At 67.6% G+C, this 14989-nt stretch carries 16 protein-coding genes; 10 read left to right on the forward strand and 6 right to left on the reverse strand.

Annotated features, from left to right (window positions below; genetic code table 11):
• Nucleotides 1-20: 20 nt before the first annotated feature.
• Nucleotides 21-518 carry a peptide-methionine (R)-S-oxide reductase MsrB gene (msrB, locus tag PT015_RS20280; protein ID WP_285186802.1) on the forward strand — a complete coding sequence of 166 codons (498 nt, stop codon included), beginning with the start codon at nucleotides 21-23 and terminating at the stop codon, nucleotides 516-518.
• Between the two features lie 43 nt (nucleotides 519-561).
• Here the strand turns inward: msrB and bla are convergent, their stop codons facing one another.
• Together bla and PT015_RS20290 are read right to left on the reverse strand one after the other, a co-directional pair.
• Nucleotides 562-1398 (reverse strand): class A beta-lactamase, encoded by an 837-nt coding sequence (gene bla / locus PT015_RS20285; RefSeq protein WP_285186804.1) that lies wholly within the window; start codon nucleotides 1396-1398, stop codon nucleotides 562-564.
• A gap of 4 nt (nucleotides 1399-1402) precedes the next feature.
• Nucleotides 1403-2080, reverse strand: a complete 678-nt coding sequence (locus PT015_RS20290) for a DedA family protein (protein WP_285186805.1) — start codon at nucleotides 2078-2080, stop codon at nucleotides 1403-1405.
• Between the two features lie 101 nt (nucleotides 2081-2181).
• On the opposite strand from PT015_RS20290, the gene fbaA reads away from it, so the two are divergent.
• The gene (fbaA, locus tag PT015_RS20295) at nucleotides 2182-3213 is read left to right on the forward strand and encodes a class II fructose-bisphosphate aldolase (RefSeq protein WP_285186807.1); all 1032 of its coding nucleotides are present in this window, start codon (nucleotides 2182-2184) and stop codon (nucleotides 3211-3213) included.
• Between the two features lie 21 nt (nucleotides 3214-3234).
• Here fbaA and PT015_RS20300 read toward each other — a convergent pair whose 3' ends face one another.
• A complete protein-coding gene (locus tag PT015_RS20300; protein ID WP_285186810.1) occupies nucleotides 3235-4074 on the reverse strand; it encodes an Rv0361 family membrane protein in 840 nt (279 codons plus the stop codon).
• 102 nt (nucleotides 4075-4176) lie between these two features.
• On the opposite strand from PT015_RS20300, the gene PT015_RS20305 reads away from it, so the two are divergent.
• On the forward strand, nucleotides 4177-4593 hold the full coding sequence (locus PT015_RS20305) for a DUF3151 domain-containing protein (RefSeq protein WP_285186811.1): 417 nt from the start codon (nucleotides 4177-4179) through the stop codon (nucleotides 4591-4593).
• Here PT015_RS20305 and PT015_RS20310 read toward each other — a convergent pair.
• From PT015_RS20310 to PT015_RS20320, 3 genes are all read right to left on the reverse strand, one after another.
• Nucleotides 4590-5474 (reverse strand): cation diffusion facilitator family transporter, encoded by an 885-nt coding sequence (locus PT015_RS20310; protein ID WP_285186812.1) that lies wholly within the window; start codon nucleotides 5472-5474, stop codon nucleotides 4590-4592. The genes PT015_RS20305 and PT015_RS20310 overlap by 4 nt on opposite strands.
• Nucleotides 5475-5525: 51 nt before the next feature.
• Nucleotides 5526-6290: a site-2 protease family protein gene (locus tag PT015_RS20315; protein ID WP_285191199.1), complete on the reverse strand. Its 765-nt coding sequence runs from the start codon at nucleotides 6288-6290 to the stop codon at nucleotides 5526-5528.
• Between the two features lie 63 nt (nucleotides 6291-6353).
• Nucleotides 6354-6926, reverse strand: a complete 573-nt coding sequence (locus PT015_RS20320) for a peptidase M50 (RefSeq protein ID WP_390888042.1) — start codon at nucleotides 6924-6926, stop codon at nucleotides 6354-6356.
• Nucleotides 6927-7125: 199 nt separating this feature from the next.
• Here PT015_RS20320 and PT015_RS20325 point away from each other — a divergent pair, with 199 nt between their 5' ends.
• The 7 genes from PT015_RS20325 to PT015_RS20355 all read left to right on the forward strand — a co-directional run bounded on the left by PT015_RS20325 (nucleotide 7126) and on the right by PT015_RS20355 (nucleotide 14988).
• Entirely contained in the window at nucleotides 7126-8424 is a 1299-nt protein-coding gene (locus PT015_RS20325) for an adenylosuccinate synthase (RefSeq protein ID WP_285186813.1), read from the forward strand.
• Nucleotides 8421-9053, forward strand: coding sequence for a PaaI family thioesterase (locus tag PT015_RS20330; RefSeq protein WP_285186814.1), 633 nt, complete (start codon nucleotides 8421-8423; stop codon nucleotides 9051-9053). The genes PT015_RS20325 and PT015_RS20330 overlap by 4 nt, the downstream gene beginning before the upstream one ends.
• Nucleotides 9054-9076: 23 nt before the next feature.
• A complete protein-coding gene (gene purT / locus PT015_RS20335; protein ID WP_285186815.1) occupies nucleotides 9077-10282 on the forward strand; it encodes a formate-dependent phosphoribosylglycinamide formyltransferase in 1206 nt (401 codons plus the stop codon).
• A 55-nt stretch (nucleotides 10283-10337) separates the two neighbouring features.
• Complete coding sequence (locus tag PT015_RS20340; protein WP_285186816.1) at nucleotides 10338-10751, forward strand: rhodanese-like domain-containing protein; 414 nt, start codon at nucleotides 10338-10340, stop codon at nucleotides 10749-10751.
• Nucleotides 10748-11974: an O-succinylhomoserine sulfhydrylase gene (locus PT015_RS20345; protein WP_285186818.1), complete on the forward strand. Its 1227-nt coding sequence runs from the start codon at nucleotides 10748-10750 to the stop codon at nucleotides 11972-11974. Before PT015_RS20340 ends, PT015_RS20345 begins: the two co-directional genes overlap by 4 nt.
• 117 nt (nucleotides 11975-12091) lie before the next feature.
• Nucleotides 12092-13747, forward strand: coding sequence for a hypothetical protein (locus PT015_RS20350; RefSeq protein WP_285186819.1), 1656 nt, complete (start codon nucleotides 12092-12094; stop codon nucleotides 13745-13747).
• Nucleotides 13748-13833: 86 nt separating this feature from the next.
• Nucleotides 13834-14988, forward strand: a complete 1155-nt coding sequence (locus tag PT015_RS20355; RefSeq protein WP_285186820.1) for a cellulase family glycosylhydrolase — start codon at nucleotides 13834-13836, stop codon at nucleotides 14986-14988.
• The last annotated feature ends 1 nt before the right edge of the window (nucleotide 14989 follow it).

The raw sequence follows: 14989 nt of genomic DNA on the forward strand, positions 1-14989 counted from the left end.
TCGGCGCTACTCTGGAATTCATGACGACCCGTCGCAATCTGCTGTTCGGCGCCGCGTTCGGCGCACTTGCCGGTGCCGGCGCGTGGAGTGCCTTCACCGCATCCGGCGCACCGAGCTCCCCGGCCAAAACCTACGAGGTCAACCACACCGACTCGGAGTGGCAGCGCATGCTATCGCCCGCCGCATACGAGGTGCTGCGCCACGCGGACACCGAGCGGCCCTACAGCAGCCCACTCAACGAGGAGCATCGCTCCGGGACGTTCACTTGCGCCGGCTGCGCGCAGAGCCTGTTCGCGTCGACGACGAAATTCGACAGCGGCACCGGCTGGCCCAGTTTCTACCGCGCCCTGGAAAAAGCCGTAGTCGAGAAAACGGACAACACCATGGGGATGGCGCGCACCGAGGTGCTCTGCAGCCGCTGCGGCGGACACCTCGGTCACGTCTTCGACGACGGCCCTCAGCCCACCGGGCTGCGCTACTGCATGAACGGCGTCGCGATGGGCTTCACGCCGGCCTAAGCCGGAATCAACGCCGACGCCGCGACGGATGCGGCCCCTGCGATCACGCGGTGCGCCTGCTCCGCAACCAGATGCGGGTCGTCGGGTCGGTGTAGACCGCGATCGCCAGCGGCGGGCGGCCCGGCGGCCAGACGATTGCGATGTCGTTGCTCTCGCCTTGCGCACCCGAGCCCGTCTTGTCCCCGACAACCCAGTTCTGCGGCAGTCCGGCTCTGATGCACTGACCTCCCGTGGTGTTCGCCTTCAGGAGGGCGACGAGCCGGTCACGAGCGTCCGCGTGCTGGCCATCGCCCAAACTCAAACCGCGCAGGTTCTGGGCCATCTGCGCCGGTGTCGAGGTGTCCCGCCGGTCGCCCGGGGAGGTCACGTTCAAGTCCGGTTCCAGGCGATCGACCGAGGTGATGGAGTCGCCCAGCGACCGCGCGAACTCTGTGACCGCCGGCGGTCCGCCGAGCAAGCCCACCAGCAGATTGGCGGCGGTGTTGTCGCTGACCGTGATCGCCGCGTCGCACAGCGCGCCGACCGTCATGCCGGTGTCGACATGCTTGGCGGTCACCGGGGCCCACTCCAGCACGTCGGCTTGTCCGTAGCGGACCACCTGATCGACCAGGCCCGGTCGGCGCTCGTTCTGACGCAGCACGGCCGCGACCGCCAACGTCTTGGCCGTCGAGCACATCAGGAAGCGCTCGTCTGCCCGGTGGCCCACGGTCGCCCCCGACCCGGTGTCCAGGGCGAACACCCCCAGCCTTCCCGATAGTTGCGTCTCGAGAGCAGTGAAGTCGGGCGCAGGAGGTGATGGCGCTGGATCGTGATGGGTGCACCCGACGGCCAGCACGCCCGCACCCATCAGTCCGGCGCGCAGGGCGCTACGGCGATTCACCGAGCTAGTCCCCGACGGTCAGCTTCTCGTCGTCGGCTTTCGCGGCCCGCTTGCGCTTCAGATAGGCCCGGCCGGTCGCGATGAACGCCGGCATCATCGACACGAACAGGATGCCCAGGACGATCTTTTCCAGGTTCTGGTGGATGAACGGGATGTTCCCCAGGAAGTAGCCCGCGATCGTCACCCCGCCGCCCCACAGGATGCCGCCGACGATGTCGAAGGCCAGGTAGACCGGGTAGCGCATGTAGGAGACCCCGGCAACGACCGGGGTGAACGTCCGCACGAACGGCATGAAGCGGGCCAGGATGATCGCCGCGGGTCCGTACTTCTCGAAGAACGCATGCGACTCGGTCACGTGGTGCTGCTTGAAGAACCGCGAGTCTTCCTTCTTGAACAGCGCGGGCCCGATCCGGCGGCCGATGAAGTAGCCGGTCTGGTCACCCGCGATCGCGGTCAGGGCCACGGCCGGCGCCAGCACCCAGATGTCCAGTGTCCCGTGCGCGGCCAGCAGACCACCGGTGAACAGCAATGACTCACCGGGCAGCAGCGGAAACAGCAGACCGGTTTCGACGAAGACGATGGCCAGGATCGTCGGTAGTACGGCCGATGCAAACAGCCCCTGCGGACCGATCCAATACATCGGGTCGAGGATGTTGGGCAGGGCCACTATGGCGGTGCTCACGGTGTTCAAGATACCGGCGATTTGACCCCGCCTTTACCGGGCGGCCTGCAGTCGCCGCCGCGGTGTTGCGATACTAGGCCGATACTTCAGGAGGAGACCTCATGCCTATCGCGACGCCAGACGTCTACGCCGAGATGCTCAAGCGTGCCAAGGAGAACGAGTACGCCTTCCCGGCGATCAACTGCACGTCGTCGGAGACGGTCAACGCAGCGCTGAAGGGTTTTGCCGACGCGGGCAGCGACGGGATCATCCAGTTCTCCACGGGCGGCGCGGAATTCGGCTCCGGCCTCGGGGTCAAGGACATGGTCACCGGCGCGGTCGCGCTGGCCGAGTTCACCCACGTCGTCGCCGACAAGTACCCGATCAATGTGGCGTTGCACACCGACCACTGCCCGAAGGACAAGCTGGACACCTATGTGCGCCCGCTGCTGGCCATCTCCAGTGAGAGGGTGCGAGCGGGTCAAAATCCGCTGTTCCAGTCGCACATGTGGGACGGCTCCGCGGTGCCGATCGACGAGAACCTGGAGATTGCGCAGGAGCTGCTGAAGCTGGCCGCCGCCGCCAAGATCGTCCTCGAGGTCGAGATCGGCGTCGTGGGCGGCGAGGAAGACGGCGTCGAGGCCGAGATCAACGACAAGCTCTACACCACCCCCGAGGACTTCGAGAAGACCATCGAGGCGCTGGGCCACGGCGAGCACGGGCACTACCTGCTGGCCGCGACCTTCGGCAACGTGCACGGCGTCTACAAGCCCGGCAACGTCAAGCTGCGCCCCGACATCCTGGACCAGGGGCAGAAGGTCGCCGCGGCCAAGCTCGGACTGGGCGATGGCGCAAAGCCCTTCGACTTCGTCTTCCACGGCGGGTCCGGCTCGCTGAAGTCGGAGATCGAAGAGGCGCTGCGTTATGGCGTGGTGAAGATGAACGTCGACACCGACACCCAGTACGCGTTCACCCGGCCGCTGGCCGCGCACATGTTCACCAACTACGACGGCGTGCTCAAGGTCGACGGCGAGGTGGGCAACAAGAAGGTCTACGACCCGCGCAGCTACCTCAAGAAGGCCGAGGCGTCGATGACCGAGCGGGTCATCGAGGCGTGCAACGACCTGCACTGCAACGGCAAGTCCGTCAGCTAGCCGCGGCGGGCCCAAAGAGCTTTAGCCGGACTTGGACTCGCAGATCTTCCACTGGTCGTCGCGATACTGCAGGTCGAAACTGCGCATCGAGCGGGTCTGCGGCGCGTACGCCATGAACGCGGTGACGTTGGCCTCCGCGTGGTCTCCGTCGACGACCACCTGGTCGATGTCGGCGACGACGGGATATTGCTTGGCAGCCGCGACGCGGTGATACACGTCGTTCCACTCGCGCTGGTTGTAGTTGACGTAGTCGTCGCGCATGCTGCCGCAGGTCAGGGTGCGCAGCTTGGTCAGGTCACCGGTCTGCACCGCGGCGTCGAAACTCTGAATTGTGTTGCGCACCTGGTCTTCCCGCGACGCGTTGGACTGCCGGTCGCCGCGGGTCAGCAGCACGGTGCCGAGCACGGCGACGGCCGCGAGCGCCAGGATGATCAGGATCAGCGCCAGCACCCAGCCCCAGCTGCGCTGGCCGGACGGCCGGAATTTAGAGCCCAGCCGCGGCGGAATCAGTTGCGGCGTAGCGGCTCTCGCGCCGGGCTGGGCGCCAGTGGGCGGGCGGCCCTGGGCGAAGACCTCGGTGGCGGGGTCGCTGGCCGCGTCGATGATCGCGGTTTCCTTGGCGTCGAAGCCGGGAGCGGTATAGCGGCGCTCGCCTGGCTGAAGCTGGGGGACCGGCGGCTGCTGCTCCGGCCCGGACGGGCCGATCACCTCGGTCTCCGGGTCCGCTGCGTGCGGGCTCTCGGTGGTCTTTTCGTCGGCGCCGGAAGTCGGTTCGACGGTGGTGTCGGCCTCCGATTGCGCCTGCTCGGTGGTCGCATCGTTCTCGACGGCGTCCGGGTCGGACCCTGATGGAGTGGGCATAGGCGCAGCTGTCCTCTTCGGTCTCGAAATACCTCTTGGAGCTTAGCGACCCGACGCCAGTCCCGGCGTCGCGGCGTGCTCGCCGCACGGCACAATAGCGACATGACGCCGATGCACGATCTGCTGGGACCTGACCCGATCCGGCTGCCGGGTGACCCGGAGGCCGAGGACCAGTTGGAGGCCGGCGACAACCCGACCGCGGTCGCCGCTGCGCACCCGTCGGCGTCGGTCGCCTGGGCGGCGTTGGCCGAAGACGCGCTCGACGACGACAAGGCCGTCACCGCTTACGCCTACGCCCGCACCGGCTACCACCGTGGCCTGGATCAATTGCGCCGCAACGGCTGGAAGGGCTTTGGCCCGGTGCCGTTCTCGCACGAACCCAACCGTGGCTTTCTGCGTTGCGTTGCGGCGCTGGCCCGCGCGGCCGACGCCATCGGCGAAACCGACGAGCAGGCGCGGTGTCTGGATCTGCTCGACGACTGCGACCCGTCGGCCCGCGAGCGCCTCGGCCTCAGCTAGAAGCCGGGCGCGCATTCGTCGTCCCCGGCCGGATCGATCTGGATCGTGGCGTGGTCGAGTCCACGCGCGGCCAGCACGGACTGGGCGTCGTGCAGGATCCGTCCCGAGCCGTCGCGGCTGGCCAGGTGGGCGGTCACCATGTCCTTTCCCGGCACCAGGGTCCACACGTGCAGGTCGTGGACTTCGGTGACCCCGTCGACCGCCGCCAGCGCCGCCCGCAGTTCGTCGACGTCGATGTGGCTGGGCGAGGCTTCGGACAGGATGCGCAGTGCGCCCGCGGCCAGCGACAGCGCCCGCGGCAGCACCCACAGCGCCACCAGCACGGCGACCACCACATCGGCGTAGGGCCAGTGGGTGGTGAGCGTGACGACACCCGCGATCAGGACGCCGATGCTGCCTACGGTGTCGGCGATGACCTCCATGTAGGCGCCCTTGACGGCCAGGCTCTCCGTGGAATGCGAGCGCAGGAGCAGCGCCACGACGGCATTGGTGGCCAGCCCGGTCAGCGCGACGGCGATCATCGGTGCGCCGGGCACTTCCGGCGCCTGGCCGATGCGCCCGATCGCCTCACGCAGGATCAGCGTGGCCACCCCGATCAACAGCACGGCGTTGGCGACGGCGGTGAACACCTCCGCGCGATGCCAGCCGTAGGTGCGGGCGGGCGAAGTGCTGCCGCGCGCGGCGAGGATGACCGCGCACAGTCCCATGAAGGTTGCCGCCACGTCGGTGAGGATGTGGCCCGCGTCGGCCAGTAGCGAGATCGAGCCGATCAGCAGCGCGGTCGTCAGCTCAACGACGAAGAATGCGCCGAGCAGTGCAGTGGCGATCGCGAGCCGGGGTGCCGGCGTTCCCGGACTGGCGTGATCGTGGCCGGCGCCCATAGCCAGCAATATATGCGGATCTGCGCATGTATTGCAAGGATGGTTTTCGGGTCAGTGGCGCCAGAACTGCATGAGCCAGGCGCCGAGCCGCCACGCGGAGCCCGACAGCCCGGACAGCTCGAAGACGTCGTCGACGAGTCCGAAGAACAGCTGGTTCAGCGGCGGCGCGAGCAGCAGCACGAACAGCAGCAGGAAGCCGTACGGCTTGAACTGCGCCAGCGCCCGCTGTGTCTCCGGGCTCAGATGCGGCTCGAGGGCGTTGTAGCCGTCCAGGCCCGGGATCGGAAGCAGGTTCAGCAGCAGCGCGGTGATCTGCAAGAAGCCCAGGAAAGCGATGCCGGCCCAGAACACCGGGTGCATCGGGTCGAAGAACAGGGTGGCCGCCTCGAGCAGCGCGACGGCCAACACCAGGTTCGCCGCCGGCCCGGCGAGGCTGACCAGCGTGCGCTGCTTGGCCGTCATATAGGCCGTCCGCACATATACGGCCGCGCCGGGTAGCCCGATCCCGCCGATCGCCGTGATCAGAATCGGTATGAGGATCGACCACACCGGGCTGATGTAACGCCGCGGATCCAGGTCCAGATAACCGCGTAGTGCGATGTCCTGATCGCCGAAGCGCCACGCGGTGAAGGCATGCCCGAACTCGTGCAGGCACAGCGATACCACCCAGCCCGCGATCACCAGAACGAACACGGCGAGGTAGGAGAGCGGCCCGACCTCCGCGCCCACCCAGTACGCCAACCCGCCGCCGAGGACGGCGACGCCGAGAATTGCCCAGAAGATCAGGCTGGGCCGCACCGACTGGTGCACAGGCATATTCACGTCACGAAGCTACCGGACGGCGTTGATGCGCCGGCTCCTCGCGCCTGGCGGCACTCGTCACCGGACGGCTAGCCAGCCCTCCGTGTTTCGGTACATCGTCGAGCGGCGCACCGGCCGAGCCGCCGTCACGCCGTCGCGCACCACCAGCACCCCAACGCCGCCCAACTGCGCGGCCCGCCCGACCAGCCAGCGACGCGTGCCCGACACCCGCGCCCGCAACCCGGGCAACGCCGCCGTCGGCTCGACGACCACCTCCGCGACATCGCCGTCGAACAACACCTCGTCATCGACGACCGCCTCGCCGCGCAACAACGCCTCCCCGTCGGCGGGCCGCCAGAGCGCGGATCCGGTGATCACGGAACCGGTCTCGTCGCGAATCAGTGGCACCCGGCGTGCCGACCCGCGTACCGCCCGCCGCGCAGCCCATCGACCCGCCGGCAGTCGGTAGGCCCGGGTCGCCGGGGTGCGACCGCGCGGCACGTAGGCCACCTCGACTTTCAGCAGCTCGGCACGCAGCAGCCGCGTCAGCACCGACGCCAAGTCGGCGTCACCGCCGACGACCACCACCCGGCGCGCGGTCGCGAGCGTCGCATCGACGTCGTCGCCGTCGATTACCGTGAGTCCTCGCAGCGCGCGCGGCAGTGGAGTGTCGAAGGCGAAAACCAGCACGTCTGCGTCGATGTGCCCGCCTCCTCCTCAGGCCGATTCGGCCTGCATCGTCGCCGGGCGTGATATTCAGGAGCGTCCTCGCAAACGGCTGAGATAGTGTGGGTCACCGGCTGGACCACAATAAGCGGCCTGAATACGTGGGATTTAACAGGAGTAAGCCATGCCGGCAATCGTCCTGATCGGCGCCCAATGGGGCGACGAGGGCAAGGGCAAGGCCACCGACCTTCTCGGCGGCCGCACCAAATGGGTCGTTCGCTACCAAGGCGGCAACAACGCCGGGCACACCGTCGTGTTGCCCAACGGCGAGAACTTCGCCCTGCACCTGATCCCGTCGGGTGTGCTGACACCGGGCGTCACCAACGTCATCGGCAACGGCGTGGTGATCGACCCGGGCGTCCTGCTCGAGGAACTGAAGGGACTCGAGGACCGCGGTGTCGACACCTCCAAGCTGTTGATCTCCGCCGACGCGCATCTGCTGATGCCCTACCACGTGGCCATCGACAAGGTCACCGAGCGCTACATGGGCAACAAGAAGATCGGCACCACCGGCCGCGGAATCGGTCCCTGCTACCAGGACAAGATCGCCCGCCAGGGCATCCGGGTCGCCGACGTGCTCGACTCCGAAGAACTCACCAACAAGATCGAAGCCGCGCTGGAATTCAAGAACCAGGTACTGGTCAAGATCTACAACCGCAAGGCCCTCGATGCGACGCAGGTCGTCGACAACCTGCTGGCGGAGGCCGAGAGCTTCAAGCACCGCATCGCCGACACCCGGCTGCTGCTCAACACCGCGCTGGAGGCAGGCGAGACCGTCCTGCTGGAAGGCTCGCAGGGCACCCTGCTCGACGTCGACCACGGCACGTATCCCTATGTCACGTCGTCGAATCCGACCGCGGGCGGTGCGGCCGTCGGCTCCGGCATCGGCCCGACCCGCATCACCACCGTGCTGGGAATCCTCAAGGCCTACACCACCCGGGTCGGCTCGGGCCCGTTCCCGACCGAGCTGTTCGACGCGAACGGCGAGTACCTGTCCAAGACCGGCGGCGAGTTCGGCGTCACCACCGGCCGGCGCCGGCGCTGCGGCTGGTTCGACGCCGTGATCGCGCGCTACGCCACCCGGGTCAACGGGATCACCGACTACTTCCTGACCAAGCTCGACGTGCTGTCCAGCTTGGAGACGGTCCCGGTGTGCGTCGGCTACCGCATCGACGGCAAGGAGACGCCCGAGATGCCGATGACGCAGAGCGATCTGCTGCGCGCCGAGCCGATCTACGAGGAACTGCCCGGCTGGTGGGAGGACATCTCCGAGGCCCGCGAATTCGACGACCTGCCCGCGAAGGCGCGTGACTACGTGCTGCGGCTGGAAGAGCTTGGTGGAGCACACATTTCGTGCATCGGTGTGGGCCCGGGTCGCGACCAGACCATCGTGCGTCGCGACGTGCTGACGGCTCGCCCATGACGGAGTCGCCCGAAGCGCTGGACCCCGAGTACGACCATCACGGCGGCTTCCCGGAATACGGCGCCGCCAGCCCGGGCCCGGGCTTCGGCCGCTTCGTCGCGGCCATGCGTCGGGTGCAAGATCTCGCGGTGTCCGCTGATCCCAGCGACGACCTCTGGAATGACGCGGCCGCGCACGCCGAGGCGTTGGCCGAGCAACTTGCGCCGTTCAAGGCCGGTGAGGGACAGGCCCCGGCCGGCCGGTCGCCGCAACTGCCCGGGATGGGCAGCCTGCTGCTGCCGCCCTGGACGATGAGCCGCTACGACCCCGACGGCGTCGAGATGCGCGGCCATTTCAGCCGATTCCACGTCGGCGGCAACGGCGCGGTTCACGGCGGCGTGCTGCCGCTGCTGTTCGACCACGTCTTCGGCATGGTCGTGCACGCGGCCGGCCGGCCGATCAGCCGCACCGGCTTCCTGCACGTCGACTACCGCAAGATCACGCCGATCGACGCGCCGCTGGTAGTCCGCGGCCACGTGGCCGCAACCGAGGGGCGCAAGGCATTCGTGCGCGGCGAACTGCTCGACGGCGAGACGCTGTTGGCCGAGGCCAACGGCCTGATGATCCGGTTGCTGCCCGGCCAGCCGTAGCGGGCCACCTATCCTTGAGCACCGTGACCACGCCGCACAACGAACCGCCACCGGAGCCGAGCGACGCCGACCGCCCGACGGTGATGTTGCTGGGCACGGGAGAGTTCTGCCGCGAACTGTCGACCGCGCTGCGGCGGCTGGGTGCTCACGTGATCGTTGCCGGTCAGGAGCCGGGCGCGAATGTCCCTGCCGACGAGTCGCTGTTGCTCGACCTGACGGACGCCGACGAGGTGGGCGGCGCGATCCGGCGGCTGCGTCCGCATTTCGTGGTGACCGCGTCCGACGCCGTGCCGCCGGACGCGCTGACCGCCGTCGCAGCGAGCGGCATCGCCGAATTCGTTCCGAGCGCGCGGTGTGCGCGACTCACCGCGGACCGGGAGGGCATGCGCCGGCTGGCCGCCGATGAGCTCGGCCTGCCGACCGCGCCTTTCTGGTTCGCCGGGTCGATCGACGAGCTGCGTGCCATTGCCGACCACGCGGGCTATCCGCTGCGCGTGCAGCCGGTGGCCGCGGTCGGCGGCGAAGGCCAGTCGGTGGTCCTGCTGCCGGGCGATCTCGAGCAGGCCTGGCAACGGGCCGTGTCCACCGGCGGGCGCAGCCGGGTGTTGGCCGAGACGCTGGTCGAAATCGACTTCCACGTGACGCTGTTGACGATCCGCGGCGAGGGACCGTCCGGGCCGACGCTGGACTTCTGCCAGCCGATCGGCCACGGCGAGGCCATTGGTGACGTGCAGGAATCGTGGCAGCCGCAGGATCTGAGCCCCGCCGCGCTGGACGCCGCGAAGTCGATCGCCGCCCGCGTCGTCAAGGCGCTCGGCGGGCGTGGGCTGTTCGGCGTCGAGCTGATGGTCCGCGGCGACGAGGTCTACTTCTGTGATGTGACGGCCCGTCCGTTCGAGAGCGGGCTGGTCACCGTGCGCACCCAGCGGCTGTCGGAATTCGAGTTGCAGGCGCGGGCCATCCTGGGTTTGTCGACCGACACCATCATGATCTCGCCGGGCGCGGCAGAGGTGATCTATGCCGGCGTCGACGGGGCGGGTCAGCGACCGCGCGGCGGAGCCGCGCTGGGTGACGCGCTGCGCACCACCGAGAGCGACGTCCGGGTATTCGCTCGCGATGAGTCTGGGGCGCGGCGCCCGCTCGGTGCCGCCGTCGTCACCGCCGCCGACGTGACGACCGCCCGGGGCCGCGCTCGCGATGTGTCGGCCGCGCTGCGCCGGCTCTGGTAGCCATGCCCGCTTCCCTGTTGGAGGCCGCCCAGCCCGATGTGCCAGACTCACGCAGGTGAGTTACGCAGGAGATATCACCCCCGAGCAGGCGTGGAAGTTGCTCAGCGAGAATCCCGAGGCGGTACTCGTCGACGTCCGCACCGATGCCGAATGGCGGTTCGTCGGCGTCCCCGACTTGGCCAGCCTGGGCCGCGATGTCGTCTACATCGAGTGGAATGACTTCGACGGCAAGCCCAACGACAACTTCGTCGGCGATCTGCTCGAGCACGTCCCGTCCGGCGGTGACCGTCCGGTGGTGTTTCTGTGTCGGTCCGGCAACCGGTCGATCGGAGCGGCCGAGGCCGCAACCGAGGCCGGAATCAGCCCGTCCTACAACGTGATCGACGGCTTCGAAGGCCAGCTCGACGGCGACAGTCACCGCGGTGGACGCGGCTGGCGGGCCATCGGTCTGCCCTGGAAGCAGTCGTGACCAAGGAGGACGTCCCGTCGGTCCGGATTCCGGACCCGCTGCCCGACGGCGTCAGCCAGGCCACCATCGGCGTGCGCGGTGGGATCCTGCGGTCGCAGTTCGAGGAAACCTCGGAGGCCATGTATTTGGCGTCTGGCTACGTCTACGGTTCCGCGGCCGAGGCCGAGCAGGCCTTCACCGGCGAGGTCGATCGATACGTCTACTCACGCTATGGCAACCCGACGATCAGCATGTTCGAGGAACGGCTGCGTCTGCTCGAGGGTGCCCCGGCGTGCTTCGCGACCGCCAGTGGCATGGCCGCAGTCTTCACGTCGCTGGGCGCGTTACTGGGCGCGGGGGACCGACTTGTGGCCTCCCGCAGCCTGTTTGGCTCGTGCTTCGTGGTGTGTAGCGAGATCCTGCCCCGCTGGGGCGTCGAGACCGTCTTCGTCGACGGCGACAACCCGGCGCAGTGGGAGGAGGCGCTCTCGGTCCCGACGCAGGCGGTGTTCTTCGAGACGCCGTCCAACCCGATGCAGTCGCTGGTCGACATCGTCGCGGTGACCGAACTCGCACACGCCGCAGGCGCAAAGGTGGTGCTGGACAACGTCTTCGCGACTCCGCTTCTGCAGCAAGGCTTTCCGCTCGGTGTCGACGTGGTGGTCTACTCGGGCACCAAACACATCGACGGCCAGGGGCGTGTCCTCGGCGGCGCCATTCTGGGCGACCAGGAATACATCGACGGACCGGTGCAGAAGCTGATGCGGCACACCGGGCCCGCGATGAGCGCTTTCAACGCCTGGGTGATGCTCAAAGGGCTTGAGACACTGGCGATCAGGGTCGATTACCAGAACGCCTCTGCGCAACGGATCGCCGAGTTCCTGCAAGGTCACCCCGCGGTGCGGTGGGTGCGCTACCCATTCCTGACGTCGCATCCGCAGTATGACCTTGCCAAGCGGCAGATGTCCGGCGGCGGCACCGTCGTGACGTTCGAACTCGACGTGCCGGACAGCGCGGCCAAGGGCCGTGCGTTCGAGGTGCTCGACAAGCTACAGCTGATCAACATCTCCAACAACCTCGGCGACTCGAAATCCCTTGTCACACATCCTGCGACGACTACCCACCGCGCGATGGGTCCGGAAGGTCGCGCCGCGATTGGTCTGGGCGACGGGGTTGTTCGCATCTCGGTCGGTTTGGAAGGCACGGACGATCTGATCGCCGACATCGACAGGGCTTTGAGCTAGCAATCTGCTGAGAGTTCGCTGGTCACCGCGCAATCGGACCTGTCTGTTCACTGTGTTGTTGGCTAGTCTTTCCCGTTGATTCGGTGCGGCAAGGCGATTCGGCGCGATAGTGAGTCGGTGCGCATTGACTGCATAAGCCGCTCGCGGATCTCGCCCCACCCGCTAACGGGCGAATTCCACGAATGGGCGGTCGTTGTCGACGGCGACGAGATCGACTGGCAGAGCTATGCCGGGCCACTGAGATTCGACGACACCGACTTCGCCATCGCCACCCGCAAGCTGCTCTCGATCGAACCCGGCGAACTGCCCGAAATGGTTTCCGAGCATATCGAATTCGCTCCACCGAGCCCCGATCAACCGCGGCTCATGGTGCACTCCACCACGCCTTATGCGAGCAGTTTCGAAACCGACCTCAGCGCGATGGTGCAGGGGCGCCCAGTGCTGGATCTCACCACCTATGTCGAGGCCCGGGGCCTTTACCTGTCTCGTCGCGGCGACCTGGTCATCGGGCGGACCCAACCCTGGCAGCGCGCGGTGGTACCGAAAGGCGTTGAACGCCTAATGCTTCCGGATGCCGATTACTATTACCTGTCGCAGGCGCTGTTGCGCCGGGCGGTCGACGGTGGCGACCGGGATCCGGTGATGCGGCAGGTCATCGAGTTCGTGCGCGCGAATCCGTCGACCGTGATGTGCCCGTACGACTTCGAGCCCGAATTCCAGCTATTCGCGACGTGGCTGGCCCGGGCAGCCGGGTTACAGCGGATTCGGGTCGACGCCAACGACTTTCGCCTCGGCATCTGGAATCGCAAGCGCATGTTGCACCCGACGGTGCGGGCCGCGCTGGATCTAGACCATCAGGTCGCAGGCCGGCCCGGGCCGGTCATTCTGGAGTGTGAGCACCGAGCCAGCGAGGCGTTCGCCGCGCTGCACGCGCCGATCCGGGTGCTACCCGGTTACGCCGTCGAGCGGCGCGACAGCCGTGGCGATTTCGTTCGCGATCTACTTCGCGCGGGTGCCCTACTGCGCGAGCGGTATGGCCTGAGCCGCGCATGCCTGAAGCCCTCCGACGGCGGCAACGGCGGACGGATCACCCCGGGCATCGAACTCGACCACACCGCCCGCCTTGTCGACCTCGCCGCCAGCGCCTGGGAGCTGGGTGGCGACCAGGTGCTCGAGGCACACGTGACCTACTTCGAGCGGGATGTCGGCGGTGAACGCGTGCTGACCACACCGTCGGCGCACGTTCGCTCAGGCGAGTTGCTCGACGGTCTCACTCTTCAGTTCATGCGCGGCACGTCGTGGAGGGGCAACATCTTCGTCGGCCTCACCGAGTGGTCGGGCCTGGGTTTGGATCCGAGCGTCTACTCGAGGCTGCGTGCGACGATGACCGATCTGCACCAACGCCTGGGTCTGTTGCACTGCGGCATCGACTTCGCCGTCGGCACCATCGGCGGGGTCTTCGGCGACACGGCGGTGGCCGCCGTGCAGGACATCAATCCGAAAGTCACGGGTGCGCTGTTTCTGCGGGAGTTCATGGCCCGCCACCCCGAGGTCGGTCCTGGCGCGGCCACCCGCGTTCTGAGTCCCGACGCCAGCGAAAGTGCCGACCGCATACGTGAATTGGTGTCCGCGCTCTCGACCGCCGACCATCCCTGCGAGGAGGTGGCGGTCGTGCCCGGCCGATGGGCGATGATCGCCACCTCGGCGGCGACATCGCTGACGGCAGGCGCTCAGGCGTTGGCGATGGAGCGGAAGCTCGCCGCGAGGCACTGATCACGTTTGGTGACAGCGTGATAACAACTCGACGACGCGCTACGTGAATACCGGGAACTCCGCCGTCCGAGATTTATCGTCACGTTGTGTACCGCCGCACTGTCTTGAAACTTCCGCTGCTGTTGGCGGCGGGCACCGCACTGGCGCAGGCGCCCCGCGCGTCGGCTGACCCGCCGCGGGCGTCCGCCGAGTCGAGTCGATGGTCCGCCGATCGGGCGAACCGCTGGTACCAAGGGCAGGCCTGGCCCGTCGGCGCAAACTTCATCACCTCCACCGCGATCAACCAACTCGAGATGTTCCAGCCGGGCACGTATGACCCGCGCCGCATCGATCAGGAACTCGGCTGGGCCCGGGCCCACGGGCTCAACACCGTGCGGGTCTTTTTGCACGATCAGTTGTGGGCACAGGACGCCCGCGGTTTCCAGACGCGCCTCGCCCAGTTCGTCGGCATCACGGCGCGGCACCGGATCAAGCCCCTGTTCGTGTTGTTCGACTCGTGCTGGGACCCGTTCCCCAAGCTCGGCCCACAGCACGCCCCGACGCCGGGCGTGCACAACTCCGGCTGGGTACAGGGCCCCGGCGCCGAGCGCATCGACGACAAGCGCTACACCCGCACCCTGCAGGAGTACGTCATTGGTGTGATGACCCAATTCCGCAACGACGACCGGGTTTTGGGCTGGGATGTATGGAACGAGCCCGACAACCCCGCGCCGCAGTACGCCCGTGTCGAGCGCGCCGACAAACTGGACCGCGTCGCCGACCTGCTGCCGCAGGTATTCAACTGGGCGCGGTCGGTGGACGCGCGACAACCGCTCACCAGCGGTGTGTGGGACGGCGCATGGGCAGATCCCGGCAGCCGCACCACAATTCAGAACATCCAGCTGGCCAACTCCGACGTGATCAGCTTCCACTCCTACGCGGGACCCTCGGCCTTCGAATCCCGCATCGGCGAACTCACCCCGCACGGTCGACCCATCCTGTGCACCGAGTACATGGCCCGCACCCAGGGCAGCACGGTCGAATCGATCTTGCCGGTTGCCAAGCGGCACAACGTCGGAGCGATCAACTGGGGACTGGTGGCGGGCAAGACCCAGACCTACTTCCCGTGGGATTCGTGGAACCACCCGTACTCCCAAGTGCCCAAGGTCTGGTTCCACGATCTGCTGCGGCCGGACGGAGCGGCGTTCGACAACACCGAGTCCCAGACCATCAGAAGCCTGAGCGCCGCCACCTTCGGCTGAC

It is taken from the genome of Candidatus Mycobacterium wuenschmannii (assembly GCF_030252325.1).
Taxonomy (GTDB): Bacteria; Actinomycetota; Actinomycetes; order Mycobacteriales; family Mycobacteriaceae; genus Mycobacterium; species Mycobacterium wuenschmannii.

Excerpts from the sequence above, each read along its gene's own strand:
- msrB (WP_285186802.1), top strand. The coding sequence starts at position 21 with ATGACGACCCGTCGCAATCTGCTGTTCGGCGCCGCGTTCGGCGCACTT.
- fbaA (WP_285186807.1), top strand. The coding sequence starts at position 2,182 with ATGCCTATCGCGACGCCAGACGTCTACGCCGAGATGCTCAAGCGTGCC.
- PT015_RS20300 (WP_285186810.1), bottom strand. The coding sequence starts at position 4,074 with ATGCCCACTCCATCAGGGTCCGACCCGGACGCCGTCGAGAACGATGCG.
- PT015_RS20305 (WP_285186811.1), top strand. The coding sequence starts at position 4,177 with ATGACGCCGATGCACGATCTGCTGGGACCTGACCCGATCCGGCTGCCG.
- PT015_RS20310 (WP_285186812.1), bottom strand. The coding sequence starts at position 5,474 with ATGGGCGCCGGCCACGATCACGCCAGTCCGGGAACGCCGGCACCCCGG.
- PT015_RS20315 (WP_285191199.1), bottom strand. The coding sequence starts at position 6,290 with ATGCCTGTGCACCAGTCGGTGCGGCCCAGCCTGATCTTCTGGGCAATT.
- PT015_RS20325 (WP_285186813.1), top strand. The coding sequence starts at position 7,126 with ATGCCGGCAATCGTCCTGATCGGCGCCCAATGGGGCGACGAGGGCAAG.
- PT015_RS20330 (WP_285186814.1), top strand. The coding sequence starts at position 8,421 with ATGACGGAGTCGCCCGAAGCGCTGGACCCCGAGTACGACCATCACGGC.